The sequence below is a fragment of the Lysinibacillus fusiformis genome (assembly GCF_003049525.1).
GTDB lineage: Bacteria > Bacillota > Bacilli > Bacillales_A > Planococcaceae > Lysinibacillus > Lysinibacillus fusiformis.
The window spans coordinates 110,161-127,072 of sequence record NZ_PYWL01000001.1 but is presented as its reverse complement, the minus strand read 5'-3'; the positions used below and the strand labels follow the sequence as shown (position 1 = coordinate 127,072).

Genomic DNA, 16,912 nt, shown 5'->3' with positions numbered 1-16,912 from the left:
GGGGAAAATAATGGGCGAATTTATTTTAGCAATTGATCAAGGCACAACAAGCTCAAGAGCTATCTTATTCAATAAAAAAGGTGAAATTGTTCATGTAGCACAAAAGGAGTTTCAGCAAATTTTTCCGAAGGCTGGCTGGGTAGAACATAATGCCAATGAAATTTGGGGTTCGGTCCTTTCAGTAATTGCAACTGTCTTAACAGAAAGTGGGCATGATGCTAGTGAGGTCCATGCTATTGGAATAACGAATCAGCGAGAAACAACCGTAGTGTGGGATAAACATACAGGAAAGCCTATTTACAACGCCATTGTCTGGCAGTCGCGTCAAACGCAGGAAATCGTGAATGACCTGAAAGAACAAGGGCATGAGGAGCTTTTTCAGCAAAAAACGGGATTACGACTAGATGCTTATTTTTCAGCCACAAAAATTAAATGGATGTTAGATCATGTAGAGGGCGCCCGTGAAATGGCTGACAATGGAGATTTATTATTTGGCACGATTGATTCTTGGATTGTTTGGCGATTATCAAAGGGAAAGGCCCATGTTACCGATTATTCAAATGCGGCTCGAACGTTACTATACAATATTCATGAATTACAATGGGATACGGAACTTTGTCAGCTATTAGATATTCCGATGTCGATGCTTCCTGAAGTGAAAAATTCATCAGAAATTTACACTGAAACGGCAGCAAGTATTTTCTTTGGCGAAAAAATTCCGATTGCCGGTATTGCGGGTGATCAGCAGGCAGCACTTTTTGGTCAAACTTGTTTTACAAAAGGAATGGCTAAAAACACTTATGGTACTGGCTGCTTTATGTTATTGAATACAGGGCAACAGGCAGTAAAGTCGGAAAATGGGTTATTGACGACAATTGCTTGGGGAATAGATGGTAAGGTGACCTATGCATTAGAGGGAAGTGTTTTCGTAGCAGGCTCAGCGATCCAATGGCTACGAGACGGACTACGTATGATTCGGACTGCTGAGGATTCAGAAACCTATGCTAAAAAAGTAGCCAATACGGATGGTGTCTATGTTGTACCTGCCTTCGTTGGACTAGGTACACCTTATTGGGATACAGATGCTCGTGGTGCCATTTTTGGTTTAACGCGTGGCACGTCTAAAGAACATTTCATCCGTGCGACACTTGAATCATTAGCCTATCAAACGAAGGATGTACTCGATGCGATGGAGGAAGCAGCCGGTGCACCTATTGAAGTACTCCGTGTAGATGGTGGTGCTGTAAAAAATGAGTTATTAATGCAATTCCAAAGTGATGTTTCACAGTTGCATGTAGAACTGGCAAAACTCAATGAATCAACAGCACTAGGTGCAGCTTATTTAGCAGGACTTGCTACAAATTTTTGGCCAAATCAAGAGGTTTTATCAGCACTGTGGGTAAATGGTCAAACCTACCAGCCAAAAATGGAAAAAGACCAAGCGACAGCTCTTTATGCTGGCTGGCAAAGAGCTGTAGAGGCAACACGAATTTTTAAATCTTAGCTATTGGGGGAAAAAGGTATGTTTTCATATGAGCATCGTCCAAAAATTTTATATTATTTAGAGCACTATAGTTTTGACGTTTTAGTCATTGGTGGAGGCATTACGGGTGCAGGTATTGCCTTGGATGCTGCCTCAAGGGGATTGTCCGTCGCATGTATCGACATGCAGGATTTCTCTGCTGGAACATCGAGTCGATCGACTAAACTCATCCATGGTGGACTACGATATTTAAAGCAATTTGATGTAGGAGTTGTAGCAGAGGTGGGACGTGAACGTGAAATCGTCTATGACAATGCTGTTCATGTGACAACACCAGAAAAAATGCTTTTGCCTTTATATAAAAAGGGTTCCCTTAGCCCAATGACAACATCTCTAGCCTTAAGAGTTTATGACCGTTTAGCAGGTGTCAAAAAACAGGAACGTAGAACGATGCTAAATGTGCAAGAAACATTAGCATTAGAACCTTTACTCAATCAAGAAGGACTTGTGGGTGGAGGCTATTATGTTGAATATCGTACAGATGATGCACGTCTTACAATTGAAGTATTAAAAAAAGCTGTTGAATATGGGGCACTTTGTCTTAATTATGCGGAGATGAAGGAGTTCATCTACGACAAGAAAAAGCTTGTTGGAATTAAAGTAGAAGATCATTTAACAGGACGCATGTTGAATGTACATGCTGCTCAAATTGTCAATGCTACAGGTCCTTGGGTGGATGATGTACGACAAAGGGATAAAGTAGCTGATAATAAGCAATTAAGATTGACGAAGGGTGTTCATATTGTCCTGAATCAAAAAGATTTTCCATTAAAGCAAGCAGTTTATTTCGATATTGCTGATGGACGTATGGCATTTGCAATCCCGCGTGATGGTAAAACCTATGTAGGTACAACGGATACTGTCTTTGAGGGCAATCCAGTACATCCTGTTGCAACACAGCAAGATGTGGACTATTTAGTTGAGGCGGCAAAGAAAGTTTTCCCTACCGCCAATATTACAAGAGCTACAATTGAATCATCGTGGGCAGGCGTTCGTCCATTAATTTATGAAAAAGGAAAGAATCCTTCAGAAATTTCAAGGAAAGATGAAATTTGGACGGCTCCGAGTGGTTTAATGACGATAGCAGGTGGCAAGCTAACAGGCTACCGCCAAATGGCAGAATCGATTGTAGATAAAATCGTAAAAACCCGTCGTTATAAGCATGCGAGTGCATCCATCACTCGAGAATTATCATTGTCAGGAGCAAAGGGTATTAACGCCATCAATTTCCCAGATTATATTGCCTATAAAGCTCGAGAGGGTGTTCAGTATGGTTTAAATTATGATGAAGCCAAGCAACTTGTCCAAAAATATGGCACGAATGTGGATGCTTTATTTGATCGTGTAAAATACTTACATGAGCATGGTAGTACAATGCCACTTACTTTACATGCGATGCTATTATATGGCTTAGAAGCTGAAATGGTCTATACTCCAAGTGACTTCTTTATTCGTCGTACTGGCATGCTATATTTTGACATTGAAGCAGTCAAGCTCTATAAGCAACAAGTGCTTCAAGTGATGCAACAACACTTGAATTATACGGAGGAACAACGAAATGCTTATATGGCTGAATTAGATCAAGCCATCATGGATGCCACTATTTTCGTGAAAGAAGGGGAATAAGCGATGGAGCGTTATATTCAAATGTCGGATGGACATTTTGTATTCACACGAACACTAGAATCTAAAAGGACATGTATTGGACATATCCATATTTTACACGGCATGGCAGAGCATAGTGGTCGTTATTTAACATTTGCTCACACGCTTCAAAATGCCGGCTATGTAGTGACGATGCACGATCATCGTGGACATGGTGAAACAGCTGCTTATAATGGAACTTTAGGATTTTTTGCTGAAAATAACGGCTTTGAACGTGTTGTAGAAGATGCACATGAAGTCATTACTCAATTACATGCACAGGTTGCTGACAAACCGCTCATTATTTTTGGTCATAGTATGGGCTCATTCATTACGAGACGCTATATCCAACGGTATGGGGGACAGGTAGACAATGTTGTGCTCTGTGGAACTGGCAATGTTACAGCTTTACATGCAATTGGTAATATTGTATCCAAGGCTTTAGCAAAAGGTCTTGGTAAAGAGACAGAAAGCAGGCTCCTCAATCAATTAAGTTTTGGTAGTTTTAATAAGCAGTTTCCAAATCCGAAGACTGCCTATGATTGGCTATGCTCCGTACAGGGAGAAGTTCAAAAGTATATAGATGATCCATATTGTGGCTTTATTCCAACCAATCAATTTTTTGTAGATTTGACTACAGGCTTTTCAATATTGAATCGCAAAAAGGAGATTGCCAAAGTAAGAAAGGATCTTCCAATACTTTTGATAAGTGGCAGTCAAGATCCAGTCGGTGAACAGGGACTAGGCGTGTACGCAGTGGCAGAACAATTAGCAACTGCTGGTGTGGAGGATGTCACTGTTTATTTATTTGAAGATAAGAGACATGAAATTTTAAATGAAGACAATCAAGAAGCAGTCTTTCAACTATTATTACGGTGGTTAGAAAAATATGATAGAAAATAAATTACAGCAGGCAGAGGTTGTAGCAATAGTGGGACCAACTGCTTCTGGAAAAACAGCATTAAGTATTGAACTTGCCAAAAAGTATAATGGAGAGATCATTAACGGTGATTCCATGCAAGTTTATAAAGGGTTAGATATAGGTACGGCGAAAATTACGGAAGAAGAGATGGAGGGAGTCCCTCATCATTTATTAAGTTTTCTGGAGCCGACAGAATCATTTTCAGTGGCCGATTATCAAAAGCTAGTCAGAGCGAAAATTGCTGACATACAAGCTCGTCATAAGCTACCGATTATAGTAGGTGGCTCAGGCTTATATGTACAAGCTGTTCTGTTTGATTTTCAATTTACTGATGAAAAAGTGGATGAGGCAGCACGTCAAGCCTATTATGATGAATTAGCGAAGCTTGGTCCTGAGGCCATGCACGGTAAATTAAAACAACTAGACCCTCAAACTGCAGAGGCCATTCATCCAAATAATACACGTCGTGTCATTCGCGCATTAGAGATGCTAGAATTAAGCGGTGTATCGAAGGCAGCTGAAGCTCAAAATCGAGGTGAAGTGCCTCTCTATAATCACTTGATCTTAGGTCTAGGTCAAAATATGTCACGAGACGTGCTTTATGACCGTATTAACCGCCGTGTCGATTTGATGATGGAGAATGGGCTTTTAGAAGAGGTCAGTGGGCTATGGCAACAAAATATCCGAGGTGTGCAGTCTATACAAGCCATTGGTTATAAGGAATTATATGATTATTTAGATGGTAAATGTTCGCTAGAAGGCGCTCTTGACAGCTTAAAACAAAACTCTCGCCGCTATGCGAAAAGGCAACTTACTTATTTCCGCAATAAAATGGATGTCCATTTTGTGATGACAGATGAGCAATTATAAAATTAAAGAAAAATTTCTAAAAATTACTAATTGATAAATTGGTAGAACGTGCTACTATAGGAATGAAGAGGTAGAAAGTTAGTAGGGAGGCTATTTGATGAAATCAATCAACTTGCAAGATACGTTCTTGAACCAACTACGTAAAAACAGTGTTTTTGTAACTGTATTTCTATTAAACGGATTTCAGTTAAAAGGGACTGTGAAATCATATGATAATTTTACAGTTTTATTATTGGATGCTGAAAATAAGCAGCACCTAATTTACAAGCACGCCATTTCTACATTCGTTCCAGCTAAACAAATAGAATTTTTAGAGACAGAAGCTTAAAAAAATTGTTAAACAGTTAGTGTGTTCTCCACACTGGCTGTTTTTTTTGCTACAGGCTATAATGATAGAGGAAATAGATATTTGGAGGACGAGTTTGATGAAATCAATGGAAACAACACAATTATTAGAACTATTAGATGCAAATGAAGACCTATATATTATTGATGTACGTGAAGAGGATGAAGTTGCACATGGCATGATTCCTGGTGCTCAGCATATTGCTCTTGGGACAATCCCAGAACGTCTAGAGGAATTAGATGAAACTAAGCCATATATTATCGTTTGTAAGGCTGGTGGTCGTTCAGCTAATGCTTGTTCTTATTTAGAGGCACAAGGATTTGATGTGACAAACCTAGAAGGCGGCATGTTAGCTTACGATGGTGAATTAGAATTTAAATAATGACATAATGAAAAAAGAAAGAGTGTATACTCTTTCTTTTTTCATATGTTTATTTTTGGAGTGAGTCCATGATAAGGCTAAAGTTTTTTTCAAAGTTCTTGTACGGGTTCACATTTTTTTGCCCGCGAACCTTTGAAGCATAGCTGGCAAAATTTAAACCAGCACCGTATATTTGTAAAGCGCCATTCGCAAGATCTCCCTTTTGTAAAAGCTCAATGCCATCCTTTAAGAAATTTTCACTCTCATCGAAATGACATTCCGCCATGTATTTATCTCCATTATAAAATAATTTCAAATTTTCCATAATGACATACGCTGTTTCTTCACTGATGGAAGCATCAACATTCATTAATAACTGATTAATCGGTTTCACTAACTGAGCGTAATGACTATCATAATTTTCACAAGTCTCTGCAATAGCGTTTCTTAATTCTCTTGCATTCATTCTAACTCCTCCTTAAAAGAAAATTTTATCCATACCTATGAAGTAATTAGCGATTCCTTTTCCCTTTATCTATAAATCGTACTCTATAATTTTCAGAAATATGTTACAATTATATCGGTGAAGGAGGGATTTTGTATGTTTCGTTCAATAGCACCCCCAACAATGTCTTGACAGTAGAATCTACTGTCAAGGCATACAATAACAGTTTGCTCATTTTCAATAGATTCTACTGTGTAGGTTAATGCTTATACGTAGAAAGTAGGAATTGTAATGAGCGGAAAATTAGCGTTTGTATTATCCATGATTATTTTTGGCGCAGTTGGTGTTTTTGCCAAGTATATCCCTTTGTTTTCAAGTGAAATCGCTTTTTGGATGAGTTTGATTGGTGCTTGTTTTTTGATAGTGATTTTTATTTATATAAAGGAAAGTTTAACGAAAAGAAGTATTCTCAAAAATAAGTGGAGATTAATACTTTCTAGTGTTGCCTTATGTGGGAATTGGATTTTCTTATTTCAGGCTTATAAAGAAACAACAATTGCTAATGCTGCACTCAGCTATTATTTTGCACCAGTACTAGTAATCTGTTTATCTCCAATAGTCTTAAAAGAGAAGCTAGTTAGCAGAAAAATACTGTATGTCTGTGTGGCCATTTTTGGCCTATTTTTGATTGTCCAAAGTCAAGGCACTGGAGACAGTAAACATTTTATTGGCATTGTCTACGGTCTTATCGCCGCATGCTTTTATACAGCTCTAACATTTACAAATAAATGTATATGTGGCTTAAAAGAACCGGAAAGTACAATTATTCAACTATCTTTAGCAGCTTTTTTCCTTTGTTTTTATATACTTGGGACAACAGGGTTTCAGGTTATGACACTCAGTTTTAAGTCAGTCCTATTATTAATGACATTAGGTATTGTCCATGCAGGGGTTGGATTTTTATTGTTCTTTTGGGGCATGTCAAAGCTGAAAGGGCAAAGTATAGCCATACTTAGCTAGATAGATCCACTAACATCATTAGTCATTTCAACGATGATTATTGGAGAAAAAATGACGCTTCTACAAATAATAGGAGCGGTCCTATTATTAGGGTCAACATTGCTAAGCGAGCTAGAAAAAGAATAGGCATACGAGTATCGCATTTAAATATTGACAGAAGAAATATGCTGTCGTAGATTAAAAGTAGTTTAATACAAGCATTAGGTGCCCATTAAGGGAGAATAGGGAATAAAGTGAAAAGCTTTAGCGGACCCGCCACTGTAAAAGGGAGTTTAATAGTGAAGACCACTAGCTCATTGCTGGGAAGGTACTATGAAATGTTGAACTTAAGCCAGGAGACCTGCCTATTTGCTTTAAGAGGATATAGATGATGGAAAAGTCTGTAGTTTATTTGTCATGACAATAAACTACAGGCTTTTTATTTTGTCTTCATGAAGAACGAGAGGAGAAATGACAATGCAATTATTACATGACACAATTCAAAACATTCAAGGCGCTAATAAAAATAGTAGGGAGCAAGCAAGGAAGCGAATAGATATTCTATGTAAGCCGCCAGGTAGCCTAGGTAAATTAGAATCCATTGCTGTGCAACTTTCTGGGATTACAGGACAATTATATCCGGTGATTGATCAAAAGGTGATGATTGTCTGTGCAGCAGATCATGGAGTTTGTAAGGAAGGTGTGACGACGAACCCACAAGATGTTACTTTATTTCAAACATTAAATTTTCCAAAAGGAGGTACGGGTGTTTGTGCGATTGCAAGTGTGACGAATACGAAGGTTGTAACGGTAGATGTTGGAGTAAAGGATGATCTTCCACTCAATGCGGGCGTAATCGTTCATAAAGTAAAATATGGTACAGATAACATGGCACAAGGCCCTGCTATGTCTAGAGAGGAGGCCATTCAATCTATTGAAGTGGGGATTCGTGTGGCAACAGATGAAATTATAAAAGGAGCCAATCTACTTGGAACAGGAGAGATGGGCATCGGTAATACAACGCCGAGTACTGCGATTTTAGCTGTTTTGACTGGCTATGACCCAATTGAAATAACAGGGTTTGGAGCAGGTGTTGGTCAAGGAGGAATTGCTCATAAAGCAGAGGTCATTGAAAAAGCAATTACGCTCAACAAGCCCAATCCTAACGATATCATTGATGTTCTAGCTAAAGTTGGAGGGCTAGAGATTGGGGCTATGGCTGGTATCATCCTTGCAGCCGCAAGTTACCGAAAACCTGTTGTGATTGATGGATTTATTTCAACTATTGCTGCGCTTATTGCTTATCAAATTGAACCAAAAGTCAAGGACTTTATTATACCTTCTCATGCATCGGAGGAGCCAGGGGCTAAAATTGCCGCTGAATTACTAGGAGTGGAACCCATGCTAAACATGAATATGCGGCTAGGAGAAGGTTCCGGTGCAGCACTAGCCTTTCCTCTATTAGATGCTGCTTGCTCAATGATGAAAAATATGGTGACACTGGAAGAAGCAATGAATCTTTTGGCTAAATAGTTACCGAAAAACAATTAAGCGCAAATAGTTAAGGAACTAATTGCGCTTATTTAATCAATGATAGACTCTATGCCCGATTCAACCTTCGCAAAGGTAAACGCCATTTCATCATATAGGAAAGAATACGTAATGCTGTAATTACCGCAAATAACATATAAAGGAAAATGTCTCCTGTAAAAATATCAAATCCAATAACAAGCCCTGCGAGAGCAGCCCAAACACCATAGACTTCGTCACGAAGAACAAGTGGTTTTCGTCTAGCTAATAAGTCACGCACGATTCCACCACCTGACCCTGTTAAGACCGCAGCTACAATGACAGCACTAATCGGCATATCCAGCTTTACAGCGTAGAGTGCGCCTTGAATAGCAAATGCTGATAAGCCAATTGCATCTGTGAAATTGCCCCAACGATGCCAGTGTTGAATCAAATGATGAGGGAAAATGAAAAATATGGTAATTGCTGCAAGTGCAATTTGAAACATCATATCCTGTCCCCATAATGTTGTGACAGGTAGCCCGATAAGTAAATTTCGGATAGCCCCTCCACCAAAAGCAGTGACGATACCGAGTATATAAACACCGAATAAATCGTATTCCTCTTCCATTGCAATAATTGCCCCAGAAATAGCAAAGGCAATTGTACCAATAATACTAAAAACTTCCCAAGCCATCCCTTTCACCCCTTCTATAAATAAATGAATCTCATTCCTAAAGCAGAAAGATCCTGTAAGTAACAAAATCTATGAATTTAATAGCCAAAATCCATCATTAAATACTCTTCTTGAAATAAGTCCGCACATTAGCTTAGCGTAAATTTCGCTGAGAAACAATAGGCAAGTTTTACAGGTACCTATACAAATTGATAAGATGTTAATGAAATAAAGAAAAACATCTGTTATAAGCGTTCATTACAAGTAGACGATTAGGGAATTCTAGCATAATCGAGGTCCATTTAGATTCAAGTTTACGGAATGATATGCATGACAATTGTGAAATGGAGAAGAAAAAGAATGACGTTTACATCTAATTTATCAGCATCGACGCTATCTTTAGCGGCAACAATAGAAGAGAGAGTGAGACCTTTTCATGCTAAGGTGGAAGAGATGGCGTTTTATAACCAGCAAAAAGTGCTAGCGGCATTTCGAAAACATCAAGTTAGTGATTATCATTTACACCCATCCAATGGCTATGGCTATGACGATGAGGGACGCGATAATTTAGAGCGTGTCTATGCCGAGGTGTTTGGGGCTGAGGCTGCCATTGTTCGACCGCAGATTATTTCAGGGACACATGCAATTACGCTTAGTCTATTCGGTGTGCTACGTCCTGGTGATGAGCTGCTGTATATTTCTGGTCAGCCATATGATACGTTACAATCCATTGTCGATGGTGGTGACAAAGATACAGGTTCCCTGAAAGATTATCAAATCGGTTATTCACATGTTGATTTACTGGATAATCAAACCATCGATTGGGCCGGTGTGAAAGGGGCCATAACAGCAAAGACGAAAATGATTGCCATTCAACGATCAAAAGGCTATGCAACACGTCCATCCTTTTCTATTGCAGAAATTGCTGATATGTGTGCAAACATTCGTGAGTTAGCACCGGAGGCCATTATTTTTGTTGATAATTGCTATGGTGAATTTGTAGAAAAGCAAGAGCCTACAGAGATTGGTGCTGATTTAATGGCAGGCTCCCTCATTAAAAATCCTGGTGGAGGATTAGCGAAAATTGGAGGCTATATTGCAGGCAGAGCAGAGTTAGTGGAGAAATGTGCGTACCGGATGACATCACCAGGGATTGGTGCAGAAGCAGGAGCGACATTAAATACATTAGGTGATTTTTATCAAGGATTTTTCCTAGCTCCACATGTTGTATCACAAGCGTTAAAGGGTGCCATTTTTACGGCTGCTATGCTGGAGGAAATCGGGATGAATACATCTCCAAGTTACCAGGCACATCGGACAGATTTAATACAATCGGTTTCTTTCCAAACCGCACAGCAAATGATCGCCTTTTGTAGGGAAATACAAGCCAACTCGCCAATTAATGCTCATTACGCACCAGAACCAGCCTATATGCCAGGCTATGAAGATGATGTCATTATGGCAGCGGGAACATTTATTCAAGGCTCTAGCATAGAGCTTACAGCAGATGGTCCAATACGTCCGCCTTTTACAGCCTTTATACAGGGTGGACTAACATATGAGCATGTAAAATTTGCCATTTGTAGTGCGGTACAAGCTATTCAAAAATAGAGAGGAGGAAATGGACAAACCGTAAATTTGAATAGTTTTTTACAATTTTCTCTCGGATTGAAAAAAATAGTGCCAACCATGTTAGGAAACCTAACATGGTTGGTTGACAGTGAAAAAATTTCGTTATATGATAAGCGGGTATTGGAGGAGGACTTAAATGAGTCGTGAAATTAGACGAACTATGCCGTTATTATCAATGAGTATTGTAATGCAATTAACTGAGCTCTCGGCACGACAAATTCGTTATTATGAAGAACACCATTTAATTGAGCCGCACCGAACAGAAGGCAACCGTCGAATGTTTTCATTAAATGACGTCGACACATTGCTTGAAATTAAAGACTACTTAGAACAGGGTATGAATATGGCGAAGATTAAAAAAATATTTGCTAAAAGGAAAGATCCTGTTGCTACAATTGAAGAACAAGATTTAAGTGATTCTGAATTACGTCAAATTATGCGCGAAGAAATGCGACAAGCACAGCGCATGCAAAAATCATCCATCCGACGAGGGGATTTATCTCGATTCTATTAAAAATAGGGTAGGGTAAACATAAAAGCTAGACAAATTATAGGAGTGTGGAAAACTGTGGGTAAATACACAAAAGAGGACATTAAACGTCTCATCGAAGAAAAGAACGTAAGCTTTATTCGTTTACAATTTACAGATATTCTTGGCACAATCAAAAACGTTGAGATTCCTGTAAGTCAATTAGACAAAGCAATGGAAAATAAAATGATGTTTGATGGCTCATCTATTGAAGGCTTCGTTCGAATCGAAGAATCAGATATGTATTTATATCCTGATCTTGATACTTTCGTAGTATTCCCTTGGACTTCCGAAAAAGGGAAAGTAGCACGTCTTATCTGTGATGTATATACTGCGAAAGGCGAACCGTTTGCTGGTGACCCACGTAACAACCTAAAACGTATTCTTAAAAAAATGGAAGATATGGGCTTCTCAAGCTTCAATTTAGGGCCAGAGCCTGAATTCTTCTTATTCAAATTAGATGCAAAAGGCGAACCAACATTAGAAGTAAATGACCATGGTGGTTACTTCGACTTAGCTCCAACAGATCTAGGTGAAAACTGCCGTCGTGATATCGTATTAGAGCTAGAAGAAATGGGCTTTGAAATCGAAGCTTCTCACCATGAGGTTGCTCCTGGACAACATGAAATCGACTTTAAATATGCGGACGCTGTTACAGCTTGTGACAATATCCAAACATTTAAATTAGTAGTGAAAACAATCGCTCGTAAACACGGTCTACACGCTACATTTATGCCAAAGCCATTATTTGGTGAAGCAGGTTCTGGTATGCACTTCAACGTGTCGCTATTTAAAGGTAAAGAAAATGCATTTTATGATGAATCTACAGAATTAGGACTATCTAGTACAGCTATGCAATTTATGGCTGGTGTCCTTGCACACGTACAAGGTTTCACAGCGGTTACAAATCCAACAGTTAACTCTTATAAACGTCTAGTACCAGGTTATGAAGCACCATGTTATGTAGCATGGTCAGCACAAAACCGTTCACCACTTATTCGTATTCCTTCAGCACGTGGCCTTTCAACTCGTGTAGAAGTTCGTTCAGTGGACCCTTCTGCAAACCCATATTTAGCAATGGCTGTTATTTTAGAGGCAGGTCTAGAAGGTATTCGTCAAAACTTGACGCCACCAGCAGCTATTAACCGCAACATCTACGTGATGTCAGAAGAAGAGCGCCAAGCAAATGGCATTGAAAACCTACCAGCGGCACTTGATGATGCTTTAACATTATTGGCTAAAGATCAAGTAGCACAAGCTGCTTTAGGTGAGCATATTTACGCTAACTTTAAAGAAGCAAAAGAAATCGAGTTCGATATGTATCGTACAACTGTACATCAATGGGAACGCGATCAATATTTAAAAATGTATTAATAACGCATAAAACCGAGTACCTCTGAGAGAGGCTACTCGGTTTTTGTTTTGTTTGAAATAATAAAGGGGCATTACTCGCCCCTCACTATCTATTAATAGCCCATATGTTTATGGGGATGATGCGGCATATGACAAGGGTTAGGTGGCATACCGCACATTGTATGTGTTTCACAGCATTCATTAACAACTGATTCTGTGCATGGGAAATAGTATTGATGATCAATCATATGTTTATTCACTGTTGTGACATGTGCTGGTTGTACATGTGGAACAACTGTATGGATATAATTTGTACGGACATATTGCTCGGGTGGTAAAAATTGTGGTGGATCAAATTGCATTGGCATTGTTTGTGGCGGACAGCAGTGTGGACCTTTTGCCGGATGGCGTCTTCGTTGAAACATGTTATAACCTCCTGTTTTGATAAGTTGTCGTTCATTATTAAGATATGAGATAGACGTCAATAGGGACTATTTATTTGCCTATTATTGAATAGGTAAATCTAACAAGTCGCTGAAATGGTAGAAAATCTAATGTTGATTTGCCTACAAATTAGGTGAAAGAATGAACTACCAAAAGCTTTTTTCACATTTTACCGCTGTCATAATGATGTTGAATCGACCTAATGTTGAAATAATAATTCCCTACATCTTGGCATGATTGTGTCGAAATTTTTACAAATAAACAACAAACCTAATGCTTCTAAACTATAGATAATCGAGCTGGAAGCTAAATGAGCATAAAAAATTAATAAAAAAGTATATTTTTTGAAAAAATAGATATTGTCAATAAAACAGTCATACAGTATACTCTTTAATTGATAATGATTATCGTTATTGATTATAACTTAGGAGGAAATGTATGTCGAAATTATCACTACGCAATAAAAATATTTTTATTCTTTTTGCTTTATTATCAATAGTATCTCTCTTGATGGTTGGATGTGGAGATAAAGCAACAAACTCTAGTAGTTCACAAGAAACGGATAAAGCTGAAGAAGGTAATAACGAGTCTTCTAGCCGTGAAATTACCCACGCTATGGGCACTACGACAATTGAAGGAACACCTACAAAAATCGTTACTCTATACCAAGGGGCTACTGATGTAGCAGTAGCAATGGGCATTAAGCCAGTAGGAGCAGTAGAATCTTGGGCTGAAGCACCTTTTTATAATTATTTGAAGAAAGATTTAGATGGTGTTGCGGTTGTTGGACAAGAAACACAACCAAATCTTGAAGAAATTGCAAAGCTTAAACCAGATCTAATCATTGCATCGAAAGTTCGTCATGAGGAAATTTATGATCAGCTATCACAAATTGCACCAACTGTTGCTCATGAAACGGTATTTGATTTCAAAGGTACAGCTGAAATGATGGGTCAAGCAATGAATCAAGAAGAAAAGGTTAAAGAGTTATTTGGAGAATGGGATACGCGAGTTGCTGATTTCCAAACAAAAATTAAAGAGAAGCTTGGCGATAAATGGCCATTCCATGTTTCGGTTGTCAATTTCAGAGCAGACCATGCACGTATTTATGTAACTGGGTATGCAGGGTCTATATTGTCGGAGCTTGGCTTCCAAGGTCCTAAAAATTTAACAGATGACTCATTGGAGATCGTCAAGCTAACGGATAAAGAGAGTATTACGCAAATGAATGCCGATGTCATTTATATGTTCATGGAAAATGATGAGGCAGTGAAAAAGAATTATGAAGAATGGACAAATCATCCACTATGGAAAGAGCTTGATGCTGTGAAGGCAAATCAAGTTTATCAAGTAGATGAAATCAATTGGAATCTAGCTGGTGGATTTATTAGTGCTAATTTAATGCTAGATGATATTTATGACAAATTTGAATTAGATAAATAGAGAAAGTGATTAGGGCTGTTTAAATGACAGCCCTCTCCTTGTAGTGTTTAACCTATAAAAACCTGCAACTTTTCTCATAAGTTAAAATGTGGATCAAGAAAGTTGGCGCAAAATGAGAATTTTTCTTTCTACTACCTCGATGAAACAAATAGGGTTGTTCATCAGTTGTTTGATCCTTTTGCTGACGTTTATGTTCAGCATAACTATTGGTCAAACATCCATTCCCTTCTCGTCAATCTATGATGCCATTTTTCATTATGATGCTGCTAATAAGGAGCATGTCATTATTCGAACATCTAGATTTACAAGAGCTGTGATCGCTACAGTAGTTGGCGCAAGCCTTGCTATCTCGGGAGCATTAATGCGGGCATTAACTAGAAACCCTTTAGCAGCTCCTGATATTTTAGGTATTAATGCAGGGGCAATATTTTTTATTGTCAGTGCCATTACTCTTTTTTCTGTTAATTCCTTAATGAGTTATATGTGGATTGCCTTTTTAGGTGCTGGTGCAGCGGGAGCTATGGTGTTTTTCCTTGGATCATTAGGGAGAGATGGTTTAACACCGATTAAAATAGTGTTAGCTGGTGCAGCGATTACAGCTCTATTTGTCTCGTTTACGCAGGGGCTTTTAGTGATTGATGAGCAAGGTTTACAAAGTGTACTCTTTTGGTTAGCGGGGTCAGTATCCGGTCGAAGCATTGACATGCTCATACCTGTCCTACCATTTATTTTAGGGGGCACAGTCGTGGCAATAGGTATGGGTCGTTCAATAAATATTTTACAATCAGGCGATGATATTGCAAAAGGCTTAGGACAACGAACGATGCTGACGAAACTCACACTTGGTATCATCATTATTATTCTTGCAGGTAGCTCAGTTGCTGTAGCAGGTTCAATTGGCTTTATTGGTTTAATTGTCCCTCATATTGCGATTCATCTTGTTGGTATGGATTATCGTTGGATTATACCGTACAGTGCGGTATTAGGAGCTATCTTGCTGCTGCTTGCAGATATAGCAGCAAGATACGTAATTATGCCATTAGAAATGCCAATTGGTGTAATGACTGCATTAATTGGTGCTCCTTTCTTTATTTATATTGCACGAAAGGGGTTAGCAAAAAATGTCTAATTATAGGACGATTCGAATGAAATCCGATCGCATATCTTTTCAAATCGCCAAAAGAACTTGTTGGATTATACTATTATTAAGCTTATTATTAGTCATCATTACGATTATTGGCTTATCTGCAGGTAGCGATTTTATTCATCCTTTCATAGTAGTGAAGGAGTTATTAGGCTACGGGAACGGAGAGTATGATTTTGTCTTACATACATTAAGGCTCCCACGTATATTGATGGCCTTATTAGTTGGTGCTGCGCTAGGAGTTGCTGGTTTAATTTTACAAGGAATCATACGCAATCCGTTAGCTGCTCCAGATATTATTGGTGTAACGAGTGGAGCGTCTATGGGTGCAATTATTTTTATCGTGTACTTTATGGGATCAGTCGGTATTCAATTTTTACCATTAGCGGCCATTTCAGGTGCGGCCATTATCTCCTTTATCATTTACTTGCTATCATGGAGAAAAGGTGTCACACCTATTCGCATGGTGCTTATTGGAATTGGGATTTCCGCATTAGCAAAGGCAGTTGTAACCATGTTACTGGTCATCAGCGAGGTAGCTGCTACTACGAAGGCCTATCTATGGCTGACTGGAAGCTTGTATGGGGCGAATATGACAGATGTCTATTTGCTTTTACCGTGGGTGGCTCTTTTATTACCTTTAACATTTGTATTAGCGAGAACAGTCAATGTGAAGGAATTAGGAGATGACATTGCGACAGGGCTGGGCGTAAAGGTTCAAGTGTACCGTTTGCTTTTTTTACTCATTAGTGTCATGCTAGCTGGTTCTGCGGTTGCTTTTGCAGGTGGAATTGCCTTTGTTGGATTAGTAGCCCCTCATATGAGTAGACTGCTTGTAGGGCGTTCTTTTGCAGGATTAATACCCGTTACTGCTATAATTGGTGGCATTATTGTCATTGTAGCTGACATTGTTGCACGAACAGCCTTTTTACCAAAGGATTTACCAACAGGCGTCTTTACGGCTGCTATTGGAGCACCATTCTTTATTTATTTACTATTTAGAACGCGCAATCAATAATGCCTAATGATAAATGAGTTAAAAGCGTGAGAGA

General features: G+C 38.7%; 17 protein-coding genes and 1 riboswitch. Of the genes, 14 read left to right on the top strand and 3 right to left on the bottom strand.

All coding sequences use genetic code 11. The features are described from left to right. Positions 1–10 precede the first annotated feature (10 nt). The 6 genes from glpK (at position 11) to C9J29_RS00665 (ending at position 5,707) form a co-directional block, all read left to right on the top strand. Positions 11–1,504, top strand: a complete 1,494-nt coding sequence (gene glpK / locus C9J29_RS00690) for a glycerol kinase GlpK (protein ID WP_107921499.1) — start codon at positions 11–13, stop codon at positions 1,502–1,504. Between the two features lie 18 nt (positions 1,505–1,522). Then, positions 1,523–3,169, top strand: a complete 1,647-nt coding sequence (locus C9J29_RS00685; protein WP_043990821.1) for a glycerol-3-phosphate dehydrogenase/oxidase — start codon at positions 1,523–1,525, stop codon at positions 3,167–3,169. A gap of 3 nt (positions 3,170–3,172) precedes the next feature. Continuing rightward, a complete protein-coding gene (locus C9J29_RS00680; RefSeq protein ID WP_107921498.1) occupies positions 3,173–4,090 on the top strand; it encodes an alpha/beta fold hydrolase in 918 nt (305 codons plus the stop codon). After that, the gene (gene miaA / locus C9J29_RS00675; RefSeq protein ID WP_107921497.1) at positions 4,077–4,979 is read left to right on the top strand and encodes a tRNA (adenosine(37)-N6)-dimethylallyltransferase MiaA; all 903 of its coding nucleotides are present in this window, start codon (positions 4,077–4,079) and stop codon (positions 4,977–4,979) included. Before C9J29_RS00680 ends, miaA begins: the two co-directional genes overlap by 14 nt. A gap of 97 nt (positions 4,980–5,076) precedes the next feature. Further along, a complete protein-coding gene (gene hfq, locus C9J29_RS00670; RefSeq protein WP_025114023.1) occupies positions 5,077–5,307 on the top strand; it encodes an RNA chaperone Hfq in 231 nt (76 codons plus the stop codon). A gap of 97 nt (positions 5,308–5,404) precedes the next feature. After that, the gene (locus C9J29_RS00665; RefSeq protein WP_025114024.1) at positions 5,405–5,707 is read left to right on the top strand and encodes a rhodanese-like domain-containing protein; all 303 of its coding nucleotides are present in this window, start codon (positions 5,405–5,407) and stop codon (positions 5,705–5,707) included. A gap of 49 nt (positions 5,708–5,756) precedes the next feature. Here C9J29_RS00665 and C9J29_RS00660 read toward each other — a convergent pair whose 3' ends face one another. Continuing rightward, positions 5,757–6,152 carry a hypothetical protein gene (locus C9J29_RS00660; RefSeq protein ID WP_089985387.1) on the bottom strand — a complete coding sequence of 132 codons (396 nt, stop codon included), beginning with the start codon at positions 6,150–6,152 and terminating at the stop codon, positions 5,757–5,759. 270 nt (positions 6,153–6,422) lie between these two features. Here C9J29_RS00660 and C9J29_RS00655 point away from each other — a divergent pair, with 270 nt between their 5' ends. Next, positions 6,423–7,151 carry a DMT family transporter gene (locus tag C9J29_RS00655; RefSeq protein ID WP_237068722.1) on the top strand — a complete coding sequence of 243 codons (729 nt, stop codon included), beginning with the start codon at positions 6,423–6,425 and terminating at the stop codon, positions 7,149–7,151. Positions 7,152–7,336: 185 nt separating this feature from the next. Further along, positions 7,337–7,513: riboswitch (cobalamin riboswitch) on the top strand. 94 nt (positions 7,514–7,607) lie between these two features. Further along, positions 7,608–8,663: a nicotinate-nucleotide--dimethylbenzimidazole phosphoribosyltransferase gene (gene cobT / locus C9J29_RS00650; protein ID WP_043989802.1), complete on the top strand. Its 1,056-nt coding sequence runs from the start codon at positions 7,608–7,610 to the stop codon at positions 8,661–8,663. Positions 8,664–8,730: 67 nt separating this feature from the next. Here cobT and C9J29_RS00645 read toward each other — a convergent pair whose 3' ends face one another. Beyond that, on the bottom strand, positions 8,731–9,336 hold the full coding sequence (locus tag C9J29_RS00645) for a trimeric intracellular cation channel family protein (protein WP_043989801.1): 606 nt from the start codon (positions 9,334–9,336) through the stop codon (positions 8,731–8,733). A gap of 339 nt (positions 9,337–9,675) precedes the next feature. Here C9J29_RS00645 and C9J29_RS00640 point away from each other — a divergent pair, with 339 nt between their 5' ends. From C9J29_RS00640 to glnA, 3 genes are all read left to right on the top strand, one after another. After that, complete coding sequence (locus C9J29_RS00640) at positions 9,676–10,926, top strand: methionine gamma-lyase family protein (protein WP_107921496.1); 1,251 nt, start codon at positions 9,676–9,678, stop codon at positions 10,924–10,926. A 157-nt stretch (positions 10,927–11,083) separates the two neighbouring features. Next, positions 11,084–11,461, top strand: coding sequence for a MerR family transcriptional regulator (locus C9J29_RS00635; RefSeq protein ID WP_008174727.1), 378 nt, complete (start codon positions 11,084–11,086; stop codon positions 11,459–11,461). Positions 11,462–11,515: 54 nt separating this feature from the next. Further along, positions 11,516–12,850 (top strand): type I glutamate--ammonia ligase, encoded by a 1,335-nt coding sequence (glnA, locus tag C9J29_RS00630; RefSeq protein WP_008174724.1) that lies wholly within the window; start codon positions 11,516–11,518, stop codon positions 12,848–12,850. A gap of 92 nt (positions 12,851–12,942) precedes the next feature. Here glnA and C9J29_RS00625 read toward each other — a convergent pair whose 3' ends face one another. Beyond that, positions 12,943–13,254, bottom strand: coding sequence for a CotD family spore coat protein (locus C9J29_RS00625; protein WP_025114030.1), 312 nt, complete (start codon positions 13,252–13,254; stop codon positions 12,943–12,945). Between the two features lie 457 nt (positions 13,255–13,711). Here C9J29_RS00625 and C9J29_RS00620 point away from each other — a divergent pair, with 457 nt between their 5' ends. From C9J29_RS00620 to C9J29_RS00610, 3 genes are all read left to right on the top strand, one after another. Then, positions 13,712–14,716, top strand: a complete 1,005-nt coding sequence (locus tag C9J29_RS00620) for an ABC transporter substrate-binding protein (RefSeq protein ID WP_107921495.1) — start codon at positions 13,712–13,714, stop codon at positions 14,714–14,716. Positions 14,717–14,828: 112 nt separating this feature from the next. After that, positions 14,829–15,845, top strand: coding sequence for a FecCD family ABC transporter permease (locus tag C9J29_RS00615; RefSeq protein WP_036124211.1), 1,017 nt, complete (start codon positions 14,829–14,831; stop codon positions 15,843–15,845). After that, entirely contained in the window at positions 15,838–16,878 is a 1,041-nt protein-coding gene (locus C9J29_RS00610) for a FecCD family ABC transporter permease (protein WP_008174715.1), read from the top strand. The genes C9J29_RS00615 and C9J29_RS00610 overlap by 8 nt, the downstream gene beginning before the upstream one ends. Positions 16,879–16,912 lie beyond the last annotated feature (34 nt).